Origin of the sequence: Thioalkalivibrio sp. ALE20, from assembly GCF_000381405.1 — a bacterium.
Lineage (GTDB): Bacteria > Pseudomonadota > Gammaproteobacteria > Ectothiorhodospirales > Ectothiorhodospiraceae > Thioalkalivibrio.
This window is the reverse complement of the sequence record NZ_KB906472.1, coordinates 213,856-231,243: the sequence shown is the minus strand read 5'-3', so window position 1 is coordinate 231,243 and position 17,388 is coordinate 213,856. Positions and strand designations below refer to the sequence as shown.

Sequence of the window (17,388 nt, the reverse complement as noted above, 5' to 3'; positions counted from 1 at the left end):
CCTGGTCCGAAGCCGGCAGCTTGAAGTCCGCGACCGAGGACTGCAGTTGCTGCGACAGCTGGGCCAGGTCGTCGATGGAGGCCGCCGTGGTATGCGTGCTTTCGGTGGTTTCGGTGGTGATCTCGCGGATCTGCGCCATGATGGACGTCACGTTCTTCGCCATTTCGGCCTGCTGATGGGCCGAGGAAGAAATGCCGTCGATCAGGCCGGCGAGGTCGTTGGAAACCTGCTCGATCTCGGACAGCGCCTCGCCCGCCGCCTGGGCCATCTCGGCCCCGGAGACCACGTTGGCGGTACTCTGTTCCATCGAGCTGACGGCCTCGCTGGTATCCGCCTGGATCGCCTTGACCAGTCCCTCGATCTGGCGTGTCGCGCTACTCGAGCGTTCCGCCAGGCGCTGGACTTCGTCGGCCACAACGGCGAACCCGCGCCCGGCCTCGCCGGCCGCCGAGGCCTGGATCGCCGCGTTCAGCGCCAGGACGTTGGTCTGTTCGGCGATGTCGTTGATCAGGCCGATGATATCGCCGATCTCCTGCGAAGATTCGCCGAGACGCTTGATCCGTTTTGCCGTCTCCTGAATCTGTTCGCGGATCGAATCCATGCCCTCGATGGAGCGGCGCACGGTGGCGGCCCCGCGCGAGGCGATCTCCACGGAGTTTCGCGCCACCCCCGCGGACTGCCCCGCGTCCGAGGCCACCTTGTCGACCGACTGCGCCATCTCGTCGATCGCGTCGTTCGCCTGCTGGATCTCCTGGGTCTGCTGCTCGGCCTTCTCGGCCAGCCCCAGCACCTGGGCGCGGCTGTTCGCGGCCGAGTCATTGATATCGTCCGCCACACTATTGATGGTGGCGACCAGCGTACGCAGGTTCTCGATCGCGAAGTTCATCGAGTCCGCGATCGCGCCGGTGAAGTCCTCGGTCACCGTCGCGTTGACGGTGAGGTCCCCGTCGGCGAGGTTCATCATTTCGTCGAGCAGACGCAGGATGGCCTGCTGGTTACGCTCGTTCTGCGCCTCGGTTTCCGCCAGTTCGCGACGGGTGTCGCGATACAGGAACAGGCCCAGCGCAAGCAGGAACACCAGTGACAGGAGACCGAAGGCGAAACCGGCCAGGGCAATGAAGCCGGCCTGGTCCGCCCTTTCCGTCAGGGCGGTCTCCAGATCGCCCGTCGCCTCCAGCATGTCGCCGGAACCGGCTTCCACGTCCGCCACCGCGGCGTTCACCTCGAACACGCGGGAAGACGTTTCGAGCACCCCCTCGACCGCCTCGCTGAAGGCGATGAACAGGGTTCCGATCTCGTTGAGCATGGCCTGGGTTTCGGCATCATCCACGGCCTCGATGCCCAGCGGCGCGAAGCCTTCGATCAGCCCGTCCAGCACCCGCCCGAACAGGGTGGCGTCCCGTTCAAAACGTTCGATCGCGGTCGCGGCACGGGCACCGCCCTGCAGCACCTCGTTCAGACTGTTGCCGATCCGCTGGATCAGCATGGTCTGGCGCGCGGCCACGTAGATCTGGTCGGGATCCTCACCGATCTCCGACATGCGCCGCACCACGCTGTCGGACAGCCGGGCCAGCTCGGGGGAGAACTCGTTCACGGCTTCGGAGAATTCGGTGACTTCCTCGATGGCATCACGCCCATGGAGGATCGTGTTCACGTTGTCGCGATAACCGCTCCACTCGCCCTGAACCTGTTCCAGGTCGGCTTGCAGGTCGTCCGGCAGCGGCCCCAGGCCTTCGCGACCGTCGCGAAGTTCCTCGAGGTTGCGGTCGAACGCATCGCGGAGTTCGCCGATCTGTTCGAAGGCACGCTCGGAACCGGCTGCGGCCTCCAGCGAGCCGGTGGCCAGCCGCTGGGACAGCAGACGCATGTCGTTCGCCAGCGCGATCCGGTCGCGGTACTGGCTCTGCTCGTATTCATGCAGGGTGAACGCGACGCCCGTCCCGATCAGAGAGACTACCAGCAGCCCCCCGAGCAGCAGGTTGCGCATACGACGACTCAATCCCATAAAGCGTTGACTCCCTGTGACAGTGATGCCGCCCCGTCAGGAGGCGACCGCCTGCTGTTGACCTTCGGCCGGTTCCGCCGTCTCGAGCCCCGCGAACCGCCCGGTATCGTTCAGTAGCCGATTGAGATCCAGCACGGGGTGGAGCCGGTGGCCCAGATCGAATCCCCCCGTAACAAACGGACGTGCCGCCTCGGGCACGTCCACTTCCAGGCGCCGCTGATGCGGGGCACAGTTGCGCATGCCCTCTACCCGGCTCACCAGCAGCCCGGCCATGCCCTGCCCCTGCGGAGCCACCACGATGCGCTGGCGCGAGCTGTCACCGGCGAGGGGTTCGCCCAGCAGCAGCCGCCCCAGGTCGAACACCGGGAGCACCAGGCCACGCAGATTGCCGACCCCCAGCACCATGGGATCGGCCAGCGGGACATGGGTCAGGGACATGGGATCGGTCACTTCCGAGATCGCTTCCATGTCCACCAGGAAGCGAAACTCGCCCACGGCCAGGAGCACGCCGCGCCAGCCGGATGAAGAATCGCGCTGGTACTCCCGGTTTACTCGCCGGCTCTCGCGATCCAGGCTCGCGAGCAGCGCAAACGGCGTGGAAGTATCGACCTTCATGCCGACAGATATTTCTCGATCGTCTGCAGCAGGGTGTCCTCGGTGACCGGCTTGGTGATGTAGTCCCGCGCCCCCTGGCGCATGGCCCAGACGCGGTCGGTCGCCTGGTCCTTGGTGCTGACCACCACCACGGGGACGTTGGCGGTCTCTTCCTGCCTGGAGAGTTCGCGCGTGGCCTGAAATCCGTTCAGACCGGGCATCACGACGTCCATCAGGACCAGGTCGGGCACCTGGGCCCGCGCGGTCTCGACACCTTCCTCCCCGCTGGCCGCCGTGGATACCGAATACCCGTTCTTCTCGAGCATCGTGCGCAGGACGTGGATCTCGGTGGGGGAGTCGTCAATGATCAGGATACGGGCCATGGCGTTCTTCTTTCCTGGGTTGGTGCACGCGATTCACTCGCGATGGATTCATTCCGGGGTGCCCTGGTGCGCATACTTGCGCATGGCATCCAGGAGGTCGTCCCGCGTGAAGGGCTTGGTGAGATAGTCCTCCGACCCCACGACACGCCCCTTGGCCTTGTCGAACACGCTGTCCTTGCTGGACAGCATGATGACGGGGGTCTCCCTGAACTGTTTGTTGTTCTTGATCAGGGCGCAGGTCTGATACCCGTCCAGACGGGGCATCATGACGTCGATGAAGATGATGTCGGGGCGGGAATCGGCCACCCTCGAGAGGGCCTCGAAGCCGTCCACCGCGGTTTCCACCGCGGCACCGTGCTTCTGCAGCAAGGATTCGGCGGTGCGCCGGATCGTCTTGCTGTCGTCGATCACCATGACCTTCACTCCCTGAAACTCGGTGGCCGAGTCGGCTTCCGCTGGCGCGTCAGACACCTTACCCCCCCTAAGGCTATATGCAGGATCGAATCTAACGAAGTCCCGCGGGATACACAAACATCGAGCGGTAATATTGCTCCGCGTGGCATACTCGACTGACACGGATCACGAAGAAGGCCCGTTATCGTGCCCCACAACATCGCCATCATCATGGACCCCGTCACGGGGATCAAGCCGGCCAAGGACACGACCTTCGCCATGATGCTCGCCGCCCGGGCCCGGGGTCACGCCGTGCACTATCTCGAAATGAACGATCTGTGGGTGGAAGACGGCCGCGCCATGGGCCGCAGCCGCCCGATCGAGGTTCGGGACCGGGCCGAAGCGTTCCACGAACTGGGGACGGAAACCACCGGCCCGCTGGATCGCTTCGATGTCATCCTGATGCGCAAGGATCCACCGGCGGATGCCGAATACCTGTACGCCACCTACACGCTCGAGCTGGCGGAACATGCGGGAGTATGTGTATCGAACCGACCACAGGGGCTGCGCGACATCAATGAGAAGGCGTTCACGGCGCTGTTTCCGGACTGCACCCCGCCGACGCTGATCACCCGTGACCGCGCCCGCATCCGCGCATTCCTCGAGCAGCACGGCGATATCGTGGTCAAGCCGATGGACGGCATGGGCGGGAGTTCGATCTTTCGCATCCGCGAGGGCGATCCGAACACCTCGGTGATCCTCGAGACCATGACCCGGTTCGATCGGCGCACGGTCATCGCGCAGCGCTTTCTGCCGGAGTTCACGGCCGGCGACAAGCGCATCATCATGATCCACGGCGAACCCTTCGAGCATGCCCTGGCACGGATTCCGGCACCCGGTGAATCGCGCGCCAACCTGGCGGCCGGGGGACGGGGAGAAGCCGTGCCACTGACCGCGCGCGACCGCGAGATCTGCGAACGCGTCGGGCCGGAGCTGCGGCGGCGCGGCATCCATTTCGCCGGACTGGACGTCATCGGGGAATCCCTGACCGAAATCAACGTCACCTCCCCGACCGGCGTGCGCGAGCTGGACACGGCCTGCGACGCAGACCTCGCCGGCCGCTACATCGATTTCGTGACGGGGGAAACCGCATGAATCCGCGCCGCACCTTGCTTCTCCCTGTCCTCGCAGCACTGACCGCGATGCTGCTGGTGGCCTGCGAACGCAAGCCGGAAACCGAGCAACTGCAGTTCCGGGCCTTCGGCACCCTGGTCGAGGTCGCGGTCGCCCCGGCCGGGGAATATGACCTCGCCGAGATCGAACGCGAGCTGCAGGCGGAGCTCGACATCCTGCATGCCTCCTGGCACGCCTGGGAAGAAGGTTCGCTCGGACGCACCAACCAGCTGCTGCCGCTGCAACGCGAATTCAGCGCCCCGCCCTCGGTGCTGCCCCTGATCGAACAGGGCCAGGCGGTGGAAGAAGCCACCGACGGCCTGTTCAACCCGGCGCTGGGACAGCTGATCGCGGCCTGGGGCTTCCATCAGGATGAACCCGCCGGCCCGCCCCCGGATGCCGACACGCTCGCCGAGCTGCTGGAGGACCCGCCGTCGATGGGGGACATCGAACGCAACGGGGTCCGCCTGACCGGGCACCACCCGGACCTGCAGCTGGACTTCGGCGGACTGGCCAAGGGCGCGGCCGTGGAGCGCGCGCGTGACCTGCTGGCCGACCTGGGCGTGGAGGCGGCCATCGTCAACGCCGGCGGCGACCTGATGACGCTGGGCCGGCCCGCCGGCCGCGACTGGCGCATCGGTATCCGCCACCCGGACGGGGGCACCCTCGGCGGCATCGAACTGGGCGGAGGCGAGGGCCTGTTCACCTCCGGGGACTATGAGCGCGGTTACGAACACGAGGGCGAACGCATCCACCACGTGATCGACCCGCGCACCGGCCGCCCGACCGAGGGCGTGCGCTCCGCGACCGTGCTGCATGGGGACGGCGGCCTGGCCGATGCGGCGGCCACCACCTTGATGATCGCCGGCCCCGAACACTGGCCGGAATACGCCGCCCGGCTGGGGATTGACCACGCCCTGGTGGTGCTCGCGGACGGTCGCATCGAGGCCACACCGGCGATGGCCGCGCGCGTCGAGATCGGGGAGACTCACCCCGAGCCGGAGGTCCGCGAACAGCCGGAGGCCGGCTCCACACCGTGAGGATTCCGGACCTGCGCTGGGGGGACGCGGTCATCGCCGCAACCGGGGCCGGACTGGTCGTGACCGCCTTCATCCTCGCCTGGAACCCCGACGCGGGGACCGAGGCCCGGAGCCTGGTCATCACCCAGGCCGGCGAGCCCGCGCGCCGGGAGCCCCTGGAAGGCCCGCGCGAACTGCGCCTGCAAGGCCCCGCCGGGACCACCCGGGTGGAGATCGAGACCGGGCGCGCGCGCTGTGCGGAATCCCCCGGCACGCAGAACATCTGCGAGGGGGCCGGCTGGCTCTCCACCCGCGGCGACATGGCCATCAGCCTGCCCAACCGCCTGACCCTCCGGGTAGAGGGCGCCGAACCCGCCTGGGACAGCATCCACTACTGACCGTGAACGCCGACCGCCCCGCCTCCCGCCGCGATCGCCAGATCGCTGCCCTCGCCGCCATCGCGATCGGCATTCAGATCCTCGAAGCCGCGATCCCCGGCCCCGTGCCGGGGATCAAACCGGGGCTGGCCAACATCGTGACGCTGGTCACGCTGCTCACCCTTGGCTGGCGTGCGGCAGTCGCCGTAACCCTGCTGCGGGTCGTGGGCAGCAGCCTGCTGCTGGGCACCCTGCTCAGCCCCGCCTTCTGGCTCTCGCTGACCGGCGCCCTGGCCGCTCTCGCTACGCTGGCCCTGCTGGCGCCGTTCGCCCCGCGACATGTCGGCGCCACGGGGCTGGCCATCGCGGCCGCCATGGCGCATGTCACCGGGCAGTTCCTGCTCGCCTGGCTGGTGATCATCCCGCACCCCGGCCTGCCGCTGCTTCTGCCACCCCTGTGGCTGACCGCGCTGATCGCCGGCGCCACCACCGGTATACTGACCGCCCACGTACTTTCCGATCCCCGGATCCAGCGCCATATCCGCCATGCCCGCCCCCCAGGACCAGCCTGAGCGCCCGGTGCCGACGCCCCCGTCGGAACAAGCCGCCGCACGTCCGAACCATCTCGCCACGATGGTCTTCCTGGCGGTGCTGGCCCACGGGCTCGTGATCCTGGGCATCGGCTTCACCGTGGAGCTGCCCGACCCCAGCCCGCGCGAGCCGCTGGACGTTACCCGGGTTGCGGATCCCGAGGCCGCCGCGCCCCCCCCCGAGGAAGTCGAGCGCATCGCCGAAATCGACCAGGAGGCGAGCGCCGAAGACCCCGAAGACCAGGAAGCCACCGCCCCCGAGGCCGCAGACGAAGGCACCGGCGAACCCGGCCCCGAAGGCGTGGAGGCCCCGCTGCCGGAACCCGGTCCGCTGGTGGCGCAACCGTCGCCCCCCGAACCCGAACCGCAGCCGGAGAGGCCCGAAGCCGAGGAATCGCCGGAACCGGCCCCGCCCGAGGTCGCCGAACCGGAACCGATCGAGACCCCCGAGGCCGAGCCGCGCCCGGATGCCGCCACCCTGATGAACCGCGGACTGGAGAGCGCCCGCGCGGCCCCGGCGGAGGAACGCCGGAGCTTCGCCGCACGCGGCCAGCGCACCCGCTATCTCGACAGCCTGTCGGCGCGCAGCGCACCGGAGGCGGCCTATCTCCAGGCCTGGATCGACAAGGTCGAACGCGTCGGCAACCTCAACTACCCGGACGAGGCCCGGCGTCAGGGGCTTTCCGGCAGCCTGGTCCTGTCCGTGCGCCTGAACCCCGAAGGTGAACTGATCGATATCCAGGTCGCGCGCAGTTCCGGCGAACCCGTGCTCGACGAAGCCGCCATCCGCATCGTGGAACTGGGCGCCCCCTACGCCCCGTTCACCGAAGCCATGCGCGAGGAATATAACGAACTGGTCATCACCCGTACCTGGGCCTTCCGCCGCGACGAAGTCCGGCAGGTGCGCTGAGCACCGGCGCACCCCAAAGTCCGACACGGCGATTGATCGCAGACCAGCACAAGCCGATACTGGAACCCATGGATACCGCAAGCTCAGGCACTCTGGAATCGAGCCTGCGCGATCAGTTCCTGATCGCCATGCCGTCCCTCAACGACGGGCTGTTCAGCCACGCCGTGGCCTACGTGTGCGAACACGACGCGGAGGGCGCGCTGGGGCTGGTGATCAACCAGCCAACGGAGCTCACGCTGCGCGACCTGCTGCAGCACGTGGAGCTGGAGCCGAGGGACGACCTGCCGGAGCTGCCGGTGTTCCGCGGCGGGCCGGTACAGCCGGAGCACGGGTTCGTGCTGCATTCCTCGGAGCAGCAGTGGCGCGCGACCCAGCCGCTGACCGCTCAGGTCAGTCTGACCACCTCGCGTGACATCCTCGAGGCCATCAATGCCGGCGAGGGTCCGCAACGGGTACTGATCACCCTGGGGCATGCCGGCTGGGGCCCCGGGCAGCTGGAGAGCGAGCTGGGCGAGAACGCCTGGCTGACCGCCCCTTCGGATACGGGGATCCTGTTCGAGACGCCGCCGGCGGAGCGCTGGTCGCGCGCGGCCGAACTCATCGGCATCGACGTCAACCTGATCAGCTCCGCCTCCGGGCACGCCTGAACCCGTGGCCTTTCTGGCGTTCGACTACGGGCGCCGCCGCATCGGCGTGGCGGTGGGCGAGCCGCTGACCGGTTCGGCGCGCGGTCTGGTCACGCTGGCCGGCGGGTCGCCGCCGCCGTGGCCACGCATCGACGCACTGGTCACGGAATGGCGCCCGGAGGGGTTCGTGGTCGGCTGGCCCACCCAGGCGGATGGCCAGGCGACTCCGCTGGGCCCGGCCATCCGCGAATTCGGCGCGGCGCTCGAAGCGCGCTTCGGCAAGCCGGTATACTGGTCGGACGAGCGGCTGAGCTCGCACCTGGCCCGCGACCGCAGCCGGTCGGGCCGCAACGACCCGGGGCTGGATGCCCATGCCGCGGCCGTCATCCTCGAAGGCTGGTTTCTGGAGAATGCCCATGACGCCTGAAGTCCCCACCCTGCTCGACGACATGGCCGCGCGGACCCGCGAGCTCCTCGAAGCCCGCGGGATCGAGTCCCCGATCGTGGTCGGCATCCATTCCGGCGGCGTATGGATCGCCGAACATCTGCGCGAGCGCCTGGGCATCCAGCGTCCGCTGGGCAAGCTGGACATCAGTTTTTACCGCGATGATTTCTCGCGCATCGGCATGCATCCGCAGGTGCGCCCCTCGGAACTCCCGGAGGACCTGGACGGCGAACACGTGCTGCTGGTGGACGATGTCCTGTACACCGGCCGCACCATCCGCGCCGCCCTGAACGAGTTGTTCGACTGGGGCCGCCCGGCCTCGGTCTCGCTGGTCGTCCTGGTCGAGCGTGACGGCCGCGAACTGCCGGTGTGTGCCGCGGTGGCGGGCGCCCACATGGAGCTGGGCCTGGCCGAGCAGATCAAGCTGCGCGGTCCCGAGCCGCTGAGCCTCGAACGCGTGGCGGTGGAGCCCCCGGAGGGCACTGACGGATGACGGAGCTGCCTGCCGCGCACACCAGCCGCCTGCCCCAGCCCGGTCCGCTCCCCAACCGCCTGCAGCTGACCGACGAGGGCCAGTTGCGGCACATGCTCACGATCGAGGGGCTGAACCGCACGCTGCTGACCGAGATCCTGGATACCGCCGAATCGTTCGCCAACATGAACGAGAAGGCGGTAAAGAAGGTCCCGCTGCTGCGCGGCAAGACCATCGTGAACCTGTTCTTCGAGGCCAGCACGCGCACGCGCACCACCTTCGAGCTGGCCGCCAAGCGGCTGTCCGCCGACGTGCTCAACATCAATGTCAGCACCTCGTCGGCGGTGAAGGGCGAGAGCCTGCTGGACACCCTGCGCAATCTCGAGGCGATGAACGTGGACATGTTCGTGGTGCGCCACGAAGAGAGCGGGACCGCGCATTTCATCGCCCGCCACGCGGCCCCGGGAATCAGCGTGCTCAACGCCGGCGACGGGCGCCACGCCCATCCCACCCAGGCCCTGCTGGACATGTTCACCATCCGGCGGCACAAGGGCGACTTCACCAAACTGAAGGTCGCGATCGTCGGCGACATCCTGCATTCGCGGGTGGCGCGCTCGCAGATCCACGCCCTCAACATCCTGCAGACCGGCGAGGTGCGCGTAGTTGCGCCGCGCTCCCTGCTGCCGGCGGATGTCGAGCAGCTGGGCGTGCATGTCCACCATGATCTGGACAGCGGGCTGCAGGACGTCGACGTGGTCATCATGCTGCGCCTGCAGCGCGAACGCATGGAGCACGCCCATCTGCCGTCCGAGCACGAGTATTTCCAGCGCTTTGGCCTCACCGCCCGGCGCCTGCAGCTGGCTTCACCCACCTGTCTGGTGATGCACCCCGGCCCGGCCAACCGCGGCGTGGAGATTGAATCCGCGGTCGCTGACGGCCCCCACTCGGTGATCCTGGAACAGGTGACCTACGGGATCTCGGTGCGCATGGCCGTGATGTCCATGGTGATGGGGGCCCATCAGTCATGAGCGTGGTCATCGAAAACGTCCGCATCCTCGACCCCGCCGACGGGTTCGATGCGGTGGGGGACCTGTGCGTCCAGGGCGAAGAGATCCTGGCCCGTGGCAGCACCCCGGAGGGCTTCGAGCCACGCCGTCGCATCGACGGCAGCGGCCTGTGGGTGTTTCCGGGGCTGGTCGATCTGGCCGCCCGTACCCGCGAACCGGGCGAGGAGCACAAGGCGACCATCGCCTCGGAAACGCGCGCCGCGGCGCGCGGCGGTGTCACCACCCTGGTCATGCCGCCGGATACCCATCCGCCGGTGGACTCGCCGGCGGTGAGCGAGCTGATCACGCGCCGCGCGCGCGAGGCCTGTGGCGTGCGGGTGTACGCCCTGGGCGCCCTGACCCACGGGCTGGAAGGCCAGCAGCTGGCGGAGATGGCCGCGCTGGTGCGCGCCGGCGCCCCCGGGGTCAGCAACGGGCAGCGTCCGCTGGCCAGCCTGCTGGTGCTGCGCCGCGCGCTGGAATATGCCAGCACCTTCGATCTGACCACCGTGCTGTCGGCCCAGGATCCGGCGCTGACCGGCTCCGGCTGCGTGCACGAGGGCCCGGTGTCCACCCGCCTCGGGCTCTCGGGCATCCCGGAGGCCGCGGAGACCGCCGCACTGGGTGCGATCCTGGCGCTGGTGGAACAGACCGGGGCGCGGGTGCATGTCGCGCGGCTGTCCACCCGGCGGGGCGCGGAGATGATCGCCAAGGCACGCTCCGACGGCCTCCCGATCAGCGCCGACGTTGCCGCCCACCAGCTGTTCCTCACCGAAGTGGACGTGGCCGAATTCAATCCGGACTGCCACGTGATCCCGCCGCTGCGCAGCCAGCGCGACCGCGACGGGCTGCGGGCGGCCGTGTCCGACGGCAGCATCACCGCCATCTGCTCCGATCACCAGCCGCATGAAGCCGACAGCAAGCTGGGGCCGTTCGCCGACACCCTGCCCGGCATCGCCGCGCTGGAGACCCTGCTGCCCCTGACACTGCGCCTGGTCGAAGACGGACTGCTGACCCTGGAGCAGGCCCTGTCGCGGATCACCACCGGCCCCGCGGAGGTGCTGGGACTGGAACATGGCCGCCTGACGCCCGGCGCGCGGGCCGATTTCGTGCTGTTCGACCCGGGCGCGATCCACGACCTCCGGCGGGATCAGTGGCTCAGCGCCGGGCACAACACCCCGTTTTTCGACTGGACGTTCGGCGGCGAGGTCCGCGAGACCTGGGTCGCCGGACGCCCCACCTGGACCCGCCCCGGCGAGGACGACGCATGAGCCCGCAGCACCCGCCGCATCGCGGCACCCTGTTCGAAGAGTCCGCCCGTATCCTGGCGCATGAAGATGCGGGCAGTGGCCAGTGGATCCTGCGGGTCGAGGCCCCGGAATGCGCGCGACGCGCGCAGCCCGGGCAGTTCGCCCACATCCAGTGCTCGCCGCGCCTGCCGATGCGGCGGCCGCTGTCGATCCAGCGCGTCGACCCCGACGCCGGCTGGGTGGAATTCCTGTACAAGACGGTGGGCGACGGCACCCGCGCGCTGGCGGAACAGCCCGTGGGCCGCAGCCTGCAGGTGCTGGGACCGATCGGCCGGCCGTTCACGCTGCACCCGGAGCGGCCGCGGCGCCTGCTGCTGGGTGGCGGCGTCGGCATCCCGCCGATGATCTTCCTCGCCGACCGTCTGCGCCAGCAGGGCGAGGCGGGCACCACCCGCGCGATCCTGGGATCCGAGGTCCCGTTCCCGTTTCGCCCGCGGCCGTCGCAGATGCTGTGGCCGGGGCTGCCGGAGGGCGCCATCGGCACGCTGCCGCTGCTGGAGGACTGGGGCATCTCCTGCCGCCTCACCTCGAAGGCCGAGATCCCCGGGGCGTTCGACGGCTTCGTCACCGACCTCGCACGCGCCTGGCTGGGCGGACTGCCCCCCGCCGAACGCGGGGAGGTGGAGATCTTTGCCTGCGGGCCGCACCCGATGCTGGAGGCCTGCGCCGAACTGGCCGCGGAATTCGACCTGCCCTGCCAGGTGTCGCTGGAGGAATTCATGGCCTGCGCGGTGGGCGGCTGTGCCGGCTGTACCGTACCGGTGCGCACCGGCGCAGGCGTGGCGATGAAACGGGTCTGTGTCGACGGACCGGTCTTCGCCTCCGCCGACGTCTTCCCCGAACCGGCCCCGTAACGGGCTATTCCGGCGGCTTGAGCTCTTCCTCGCCGCCTTCCTCGGCGGCCCCCACGCCGCCGCCGAAGTTGAGCTTCCACTCGAGGTTGGCGCGCGAATCGGCCTTGCTCAGCGCCTCGTTGAGCATCACGTCACCCGACTTGAAGAGCTTCACGATCGCCTGGTCGAAGGTCTGCATGCCGACCGAGGCTGACTTCGCCATGACCTCCTTGATCTCCCCGATCTCTTCCTTGTGGATCAGCTCGGAGATGTAGGGCGTGTTCACAAGGACCTCCAGCGCCGCCACCCGCGAGCCATCCTTCTTCTGCAGCAGGCGCTGGCCGATGATCGCCCGCAGGTTCAGGGACAGGTCCGACAAGATCTGCGAACGGTGATCCTCGGGGAACAGGTTGATGATGCGGTCCAGCGCCTGCGAGGCGTTGGTGGCATGCAGGGTCGACAGCACCAGATGCCCGGTGTCGGCGTAGTTGAGTGCGGCGCGCATGGTCTCGCGGTTACGCACCTCCCCCACCATGATCACGTCCGGCGCCTCGCGCATGCCCTCCTGCAGGGCGTGCTCGTAACTGGGCGTGTCGATCCCCACCTCGCGCTGGCCGACGATCGCCCGCTTGTGCCGGAACAGGAACTCGATCGGGTCCTCGACGGTAAGTATATGCCCGGTATCGATGGTCAGGCGGTGGTCGATCATCGCCGCCAGGGTCGTGGACTTCCCGGTCCCGGTGGAACCCACGACCAGGATCAGGCCGTCACGGTAGTTCATGAAATCCTTCAGCACCGGCGGCAGGCCCAGCTGCTCGATGGTGGGGATGGCGCTGCGGATGTAGCGGATGACCATCGCCACCTCGCCGCGCTGGCGATAGACGTTCACGCGGAAGCGGCCCAGCCCCTGGCGGGTGAGGCCGAAATTGACCGCGGTCTCCTCGTCGAAGATGCGCGCCTGATGGTCGTTCATCATCTCGCGGGCAATGCCCTCGGTCTGCCCCGGCGCCAGGGCCCGTCGCGCGATGGGCTGCAGCACGCCATCCACCTTGATCGACGCCGGCGCCCCGGTGAGGAAGAACAGGTCCGAGGCCGATTTCTGCGCCATCAGCTTGAGATAGGGCTCGATCTGCAGCTGGCGCTTCGCGGGCTCCCCGGCAGCCGCCCCGTCCGAACCGGTGTTCTGTGCTTCAGCGGACACGGAAATCCTCCGGATCGTCTTCCACCGCAATCCCTCCGCCGGTATCGGCCACTGCCGGGGCACCGTCGCGCCGCGCGCGCTCGCTGTCGAGCTTGATGCGCAGGCGCAGGTCGTTCACCGAGTCGGCGTTGCGCAGGGCCTCGTCGTAACTGATCTCGCCGCTCTCGTAGAGGTCGAACAGCGCCTGGTCGAAGGTCTGCATGCCCTGCTCGCGCGAGCGCGAGATCAGCTCCTTCATGTCGTGCACCGCACCCTTGAGCATCAGATCCGCCATCAGGGGGGTGTTAATCAGGATCTCCACCGCCGGCACACGCCCCTGGTCGTCCTCGCGGCGCACCAGACGCTGCGAAACCACCGCCTTGAGGTTCAGCGAAAGATCCATCAGCAGCTGTTCGCGCCGGTCCTCGGGAAAGAAGTTGATGATGCGATCCAGCGCCTGGTTGGTGCTGTTCGCGTGCAGCGTGGACAGGCACAGATGACCGGTCTCGGCGAAGGCCACCGCGTAGTCCATGGTCTCGCGGTCGCGAATCTCGCCGATCAGGATCACGTCCGGCGCCTGACGCAGCGTATTCTTCAGCGCGATCTGGTAGTCCTGGGTATCCACCCCGACCTCACGCTGGGTCACGATGCTCTTGCCGTGCTGATGCACGAATTCGATCGGATCCTCGATGGTCACGATGTGATCCGACGATGACCGGTTGCGATGACCGATCATCGCCGCCAGCGAGGTCGACTTGCCCGAGCCCGTACCCCCGACAAAGATCACCAGGCCGCGCTTCTCCATGGTGATCTCTTCCAGCTGCGGCGGCATGCGGATGTCCTCGAAGCGCGGGATCTCCGAATTGATCACGCGCATGACCATCCCCGCGCTGCCACGCTGGGTGAAGACGTTCACGCGGAAGCGCGAGATGCTCGCCAGACCGACGGCAAAGTTGCATTCCTGATTACGCTCGAATTCGGCCGACTGCTTGTCGTTCATCATCGCGCGCGCCAGTGCCTGGGTATGCGACGGGGTCAGTTTCTGCTCCGTCAGCGGTACCACGCGACCGTCGATCTTGGCCGCCGGCGGCATGCCCACCGTAATGAACAGGTCCGACCCGCCCCGGTCCACCAGGGCCTTCATCAGGTCGTGCATGTACTTGATCGCCTTGTCACGATCCATGGGCATCCTCCGATTGGCGTGGCCGCCCCGCCGGGCGACCATGGCGATAGCTCGAGATTACAGCGCGTCGGGGTTCACGGCCTTGCGGCGGGCGTCCTCGCGACTCACCTGGCCCTGGGCCAGCAGATCCTTCAGGCACTGGTCGAGGGTCTGCATGCCGGTGCCGGCGCTGGTCTGGATGGTGGAGTACATCTGCGCGATCTTGTTTTCGCGGATCAGGTTCCGGATCGCCGGGGTCCCCAGCATGATCTCGTGGGCCGCGATGCGTCCGCCCCCGATCTTCTTCATCAGGGTCTGCGAGATCACCGCACGCATGGATTCCGACAGCATCGCGCGCACCATGTCCTTTTCCGCAGCCGGGAAGACGTCGATGATGCGGTCGATGGTCTTGGGCGCCGAACTGGTGTGCAGCGTGCCGAACACCAGGTGCCCGGTCTCGGCCGCGGTCAGCGCCAGACGGATGGTCTCCAGGTCGCGCAGCTCGCCGACCAGGATGGTGTCGGGGTCCTCGCGCAGGGCCGAGCGCAGGGCCTCGGAGAAACCGTGGGTATCGCGATGCACCTCGCGCTGGTTCATCAGCGACTTCTTCGACTCGTGCACGAATTCGATCGGGTCCTCGATGGTGAGGATGTGCCCGTAGTCGTTCTCGTTGCGGTGGTTGACCATCGCCGCCAGCGTGGTGGACTTACCCGAACCGGTGGGGCCGGTCACCAGCACCAGCCCGCGCGGGTAGTTGGAGATGTCCTCGAAGATCTTGGGGGTGGCCAGGTCCTCCAGGGTCAGGACCTTGGAGGGGATGGTCCGGAACACCGCCGCCGCGCCGCGGTCCTGATTGAAGGCGTTGACACGGAAGCGCGCCAGCCCCGAAACCTCGAACGAGAAGTCCGTCTCCAGGAACTCTTCGTAGTCCTTGCGCTGACGGTCGTTCATGATGTCGTAGATCAGGCCCTGCACTTCCTTGTGCTCCATCACCGGGACATTCACCCGGCGCATGTCGCCATCGATGCGCACCATCGGCGGCATGCCCGCGGAGATGTGCAGGTCCGAGGCCCCGTTCTTGACCGAAAACGCCAGCAGCTGCGTGATATCCATTCAATCCCCCGTTGTTCCGGGCCGCCGCGCGCTCCGTCCGTGGCGACCGTGGATGGCGCCGATAAAGACACCACTTCTGATCATGTCTTCAGGACTATATCATAGGCCAATGACCACGCCAGAAGCCGCCCTCGAACGAGTTCACGCCCGCATCACGCAGGCCTGCCACCATGCCGGCCGTCCGCGGGATTCCGTCCACCTGCTGGCGGTCTCCAAGACCCGCGATGTCGCGGAAATCCGGGCCCTGCACCGCCTCGGCCAGACGGCTTTCGGGGAGAACTACGTGCAGGAGTTCATCGAGAAGCACGACGCCCTGGAGGCTCCCCCGGAACCGGCCGGGATCGAATGGCACTTCATCGGCCCGCTGCAGAGCAACAAGACCCGCGCGGTGGCCGAACGCGCCGCCTGGGTCCACACCCTGGAACGCGAGAAGATCGCGCGACGCCTGAGCGAGCAGCGTCCCGAACACCTCGGTCCACTGCAGGTCTGCATCCAGGTCAATGTCTCCGGCGAACGGCAGAAGGCGGGCGTGGAGCCGGACGCACTCGCGGCGCTGGCGGACGCGATCGCCGCCCTGCCGCACCTGCATCTGCGCGGCCTGATGACCCTGCCGGCGGCCGAAACCGACCCGGAACGCCAGCGCATCCCGTTCGCCCGCCTGCGCGAATTGCGCGACGACCTCTGCCGTCGCGGCCACGAACTCGATACCCTGTCCATGGGGATGTCGGGCGACCTGGAGGCCGCCATCCTCGAGGGGGCCACTCTGGTCCGCATCGGTACCGACCTGTTCGGCCCGCGCCCGACACCACCCGCCTGAATCCACCACCCGAGCCCGGAGCCCGCATGTCCACGCATTCCCGCGCAGTCGCCTTCATCGGTGCCGGCAATATGGGCGAGGCCCTGATCCAGGGGCTGGTCGACAGCGGCCGTGAACCGTCCAGCCTGGCCATCGCCGACAGCCGTCCCGAGCGCATCGACGCCCTGCAGCAGCGTTTTCCCGGGCTGGGGGCCGGCGCGGCGGAAGAACTCGCCGGCGACAGCGCCATCCTGGTGCTGGCGGTCAAGCCGCAGACCCTGCCCGAGGTCGCGCCGACGCTGCGCGACGCAGTAGCCAGCGGCGACCCGCTGGTGGTCTCCGTGGCCGCCGGGGTCACCACCGCCCGGCTGGGCGAATGGCTGGGACCGCAGGCGCGCATCGTACGGGCCATGCCCAACACGCCCGCGCTGGTTGGCGCCGGTGTCACCGGCCTGTTCGCCGGGCCCGGCGTGGGCGAGGAAGACCGCCGGGCTGCAACGGCCCTGATGGAGGCCGTCGGCCGCGCCCTGTGGGTGGAAGACGAAGAACTGATGCACGCCGTGACCGCGACTTCCGGCAGCGGTCCGGCCTATGTCTTCCTGATCATCGAGGCCATGCAGGCCGCCGCCGAAGAACTGGGGCTGCCGGCGGAGACGGCGCGCGAACTGACCCTGGGCACCCTGGCCGGGGCCACCCGGCTGGCGGCCAACAGCCCCGAGGATGCCGCGGAGCTGCGCCGGCGCGTCACCTCGCCCGGGGGCACCACCGAACAGGCCGTCAACGCGCTCGAGCAAGGCGATCTGCGCGGCCTCATGAAGCGTGCCATGCAGGCGGCGGCGGCGCGCAGCGAGGAACTCGGCCGGGGCTGACGGGATCGCCCCGGCCATGTCCCTTGGCTTCCCGACAACCCTGGAGGAAAATACGCGTCTTCATTCGCGCCGCGCAGACCGCCAGGAGCCAG

19 protein-coding genes and 1 pseudogene are annotated in these 17,388 nt (G+C 68.2%); 13 read left to right on the top strand and 7 right to left on the bottom strand.

Annotated elements, in window-relative coordinates; translation table 11 throughout:
* Positions 1 to 13: 13 nt before the first annotated feature.
* The 4 genes and pseudogenes from F790_RS0104495 to F790_RS0104480 form a co-directional block, all read right to left on the bottom strand.
* A pseudogene (locus F790_RS0104495) lies at positions 14 to 1,987 on the bottom strand (methyl-accepting chemotaxis protein); the annotation flags it as partial.
* A 54-nt stretch (positions 1,988 to 2,041) separates the two neighbouring features.
* Positions 2,042 to 2,620: a chemotaxis protein CheW gene (locus F790_RS0104490; RefSeq protein WP_019569463.1), complete on the bottom strand. Its 579-nt coding sequence runs from the start codon at positions 2,618 to 2,620 to the stop codon at positions 2,042 to 2,044.
* The gene (locus tag F790_RS0104485; protein ID WP_018869688.1) at positions 2,617 to 2,982 is read right to left on the bottom strand and encodes a PleD family two-component system response regulator; all 366 of its coding nucleotides are present in this window, start codon (positions 2,980 to 2,982) and stop codon (positions 2,617 to 2,619) included. The genes F790_RS0104490 and F790_RS0104485 overlap by 4 nt, the downstream gene beginning before the upstream one ends.
* Positions 2,983 to 3,030: 48 nt before the next feature.
* Complete coding sequence (locus F790_RS0104480; protein WP_026279473.1) at positions 3,031 to 3,453, bottom strand: PleD family two-component system response regulator; 423 nt, start codon at positions 3,451 to 3,453, stop codon at positions 3,031 to 3,033.
* A gap of 129 nt (positions 3,454 to 3,582) precedes the next feature.
* On the opposite strand from F790_RS0104480, the gene gshB reads away from it, so the two are divergent.
* From gshB to F790_RS0104425, 11 genes are all read left to right on the top strand, one after another.
* Positions 3,583 to 4,530 (top strand): glutathione synthase, encoded by a 948-nt coding sequence (gshB, locus tag F790_RS0104475; RefSeq protein WP_019022682.1) that lies wholly within the window; start codon positions 3,583 to 3,585, stop codon positions 4,528 to 4,530.
* Positions 4,527 to 5,588 carry an FAD:protein FMN transferase gene (locus F790_RS0104470; RefSeq protein WP_026332851.1) on the top strand — a complete coding sequence of 354 codons (1,062 nt, stop codon included), beginning with the start codon at positions 4,527 to 4,529 and terminating at the stop codon, positions 5,586 to 5,588. Before gshB ends, F790_RS0104470 begins: the two co-directional genes overlap by 4 nt.
* Positions 5,585 to 5,965: a NusG domain II-containing protein gene (locus F790_RS0104465; RefSeq protein ID WP_019590955.1), complete on the top strand. Its 381-nt coding sequence runs from the start codon at positions 5,585 to 5,587 to the stop codon at positions 5,963 to 5,965. The genes F790_RS0104470 and F790_RS0104465 overlap by 4 nt, the downstream gene beginning before the upstream one ends.
* A 2-nt stretch (positions 5,966 to 5,967) precedes the next feature.
* Positions 5,968 to 6,516 (top strand): Gx transporter family protein, encoded by a 549-nt coding sequence (locus F790_RS0104460; RefSeq protein WP_019590954.1) that lies wholly within the window; start codon positions 5,968 to 5,970, stop codon positions 6,514 to 6,516.
* Positions 6,491 to 7,444, top strand: a complete 954-nt coding sequence (locus F790_RS0104455) for an energy transducer TonB (RefSeq protein ID WP_019590953.1) — start codon at positions 6,491 to 6,493, stop codon at positions 7,442 to 7,444. The genes F790_RS0104460 and F790_RS0104455 overlap by 26 nt, the downstream gene beginning before the upstream one ends.
* 68 nt (positions 7,445 to 7,512) lie before the next feature.
* The gene (locus F790_RS0104450; RefSeq protein ID WP_019590952.1) at positions 7,513 to 8,091 is read left to right on the top strand and encodes a YqgE/AlgH family protein; all 579 of its coding nucleotides are present in this window, start codon (positions 7,513 to 7,515) and stop codon (positions 8,089 to 8,091) included.
* A 4-nt stretch (positions 8,092 to 8,095) separates the two neighbouring features.
* The gene (gene ruvX, locus F790_RS0104445) at positions 8,096 to 8,497 is read left to right on the top strand and encodes a Holliday junction resolvase RuvX (protein WP_018869680.1); all 402 of its coding nucleotides are present in this window, start codon (positions 8,096 to 8,098) and stop codon (positions 8,495 to 8,497) included.
* Positions 8,487 to 9,008, top strand: coding sequence for a bifunctional pyr operon transcriptional regulator/uracil phosphoribosyltransferase PyrR (gene pyrR, locus F790_RS0104440; protein WP_018869679.1), 522 nt, complete (start codon positions 8,487 to 8,489; stop codon positions 9,006 to 9,008). The genes ruvX and pyrR overlap by 11 nt, the downstream gene beginning before the upstream one ends.
* A complete protein-coding gene (locus F790_RS0104435; protein ID WP_018869678.1) occupies positions 9,005 to 10,015 on the top strand; it encodes an aspartate carbamoyltransferase catalytic subunit in 1,011 nt (336 codons plus the stop codon). Before pyrR ends, F790_RS0104435 begins: the two co-directional genes overlap by 4 nt.
* On the top strand, positions 10,012 to 11,304 hold the full coding sequence (locus F790_RS0104430) for a dihydroorotase (protein WP_019590951.1): 1,293 nt from the start codon (positions 10,012 to 10,014) through the stop codon (positions 11,302 to 11,304). The genes F790_RS0104435 and F790_RS0104430 overlap by 4 nt, the downstream gene beginning before the upstream one ends.
* Entirely contained in the window at positions 11,301 to 12,197 is an 897-nt protein-coding gene (locus F790_RS0104425; protein WP_019590950.1) for a dihydroorotate dehydrogenase electron transfer subunit, read from the top strand. The genes F790_RS0104430 and F790_RS0104425 overlap by 4 nt, the downstream gene beginning before the upstream one ends.
* Positions 12,198 to 12,201: 4 nt before the next feature.
* On the opposite strand, the gene F790_RS0104420 is transcribed toward F790_RS0104425, so the two are convergent.
* From F790_RS0104420 to F790_RS0104410, 3 genes are read right to left on the bottom strand one after another with little or no spacing between them, the layout of a single operon-like run.
* Positions 12,202 to 13,311, bottom strand: a complete 1,110-nt coding sequence (locus F790_RS0104420; protein WP_026300893.1) for a PilT/PilU family type 4a pilus ATPase — start codon at positions 13,309 to 13,311, stop codon at positions 12,202 to 12,204.
* 55 nt (positions 13,312 to 13,366) lie between these two features.
* A complete protein-coding gene (locus tag F790_RS0104415; RefSeq protein ID WP_019590949.1) occupies positions 13,367 to 14,539 on the bottom strand; it encodes a PilT/PilU family type 4a pilus ATPase in 1,173 nt (390 codons plus the stop codon).
* Between the two features lie 57 nt (positions 14,540 to 14,596).
* Positions 14,597 to 15,631: a type IV pilus twitching motility protein PilT gene (locus F790_RS0104410; RefSeq protein WP_019022672.1), complete on the bottom strand. Its 1,035-nt coding sequence runs from the start codon at positions 15,629 to 15,631 to the stop codon at positions 14,597 to 14,599.
* Positions 15,632 to 15,740: 109 nt separating this feature from the next.
* On the opposite strand from F790_RS0104410, the gene F790_RS0104405 reads away from it, so the two are divergent.
* A complete protein-coding gene (locus tag F790_RS0104405; RefSeq protein WP_019590948.1) occupies positions 15,741 to 16,448 on the top strand; it encodes a YggS family pyridoxal phosphate-dependent enzyme in 708 nt (235 codons plus the stop codon).
* Between the two features lie 26 nt (positions 16,449 to 16,474).
* Entirely contained in the window at positions 16,475 to 17,296 is an 822-nt protein-coding gene (gene proC / locus F790_RS0104400) for a pyrroline-5-carboxylate reductase (protein ID WP_018869671.1), read from the top strand.
* Positions 17,297 to 17,388 lie beyond the last annotated feature (92 nt).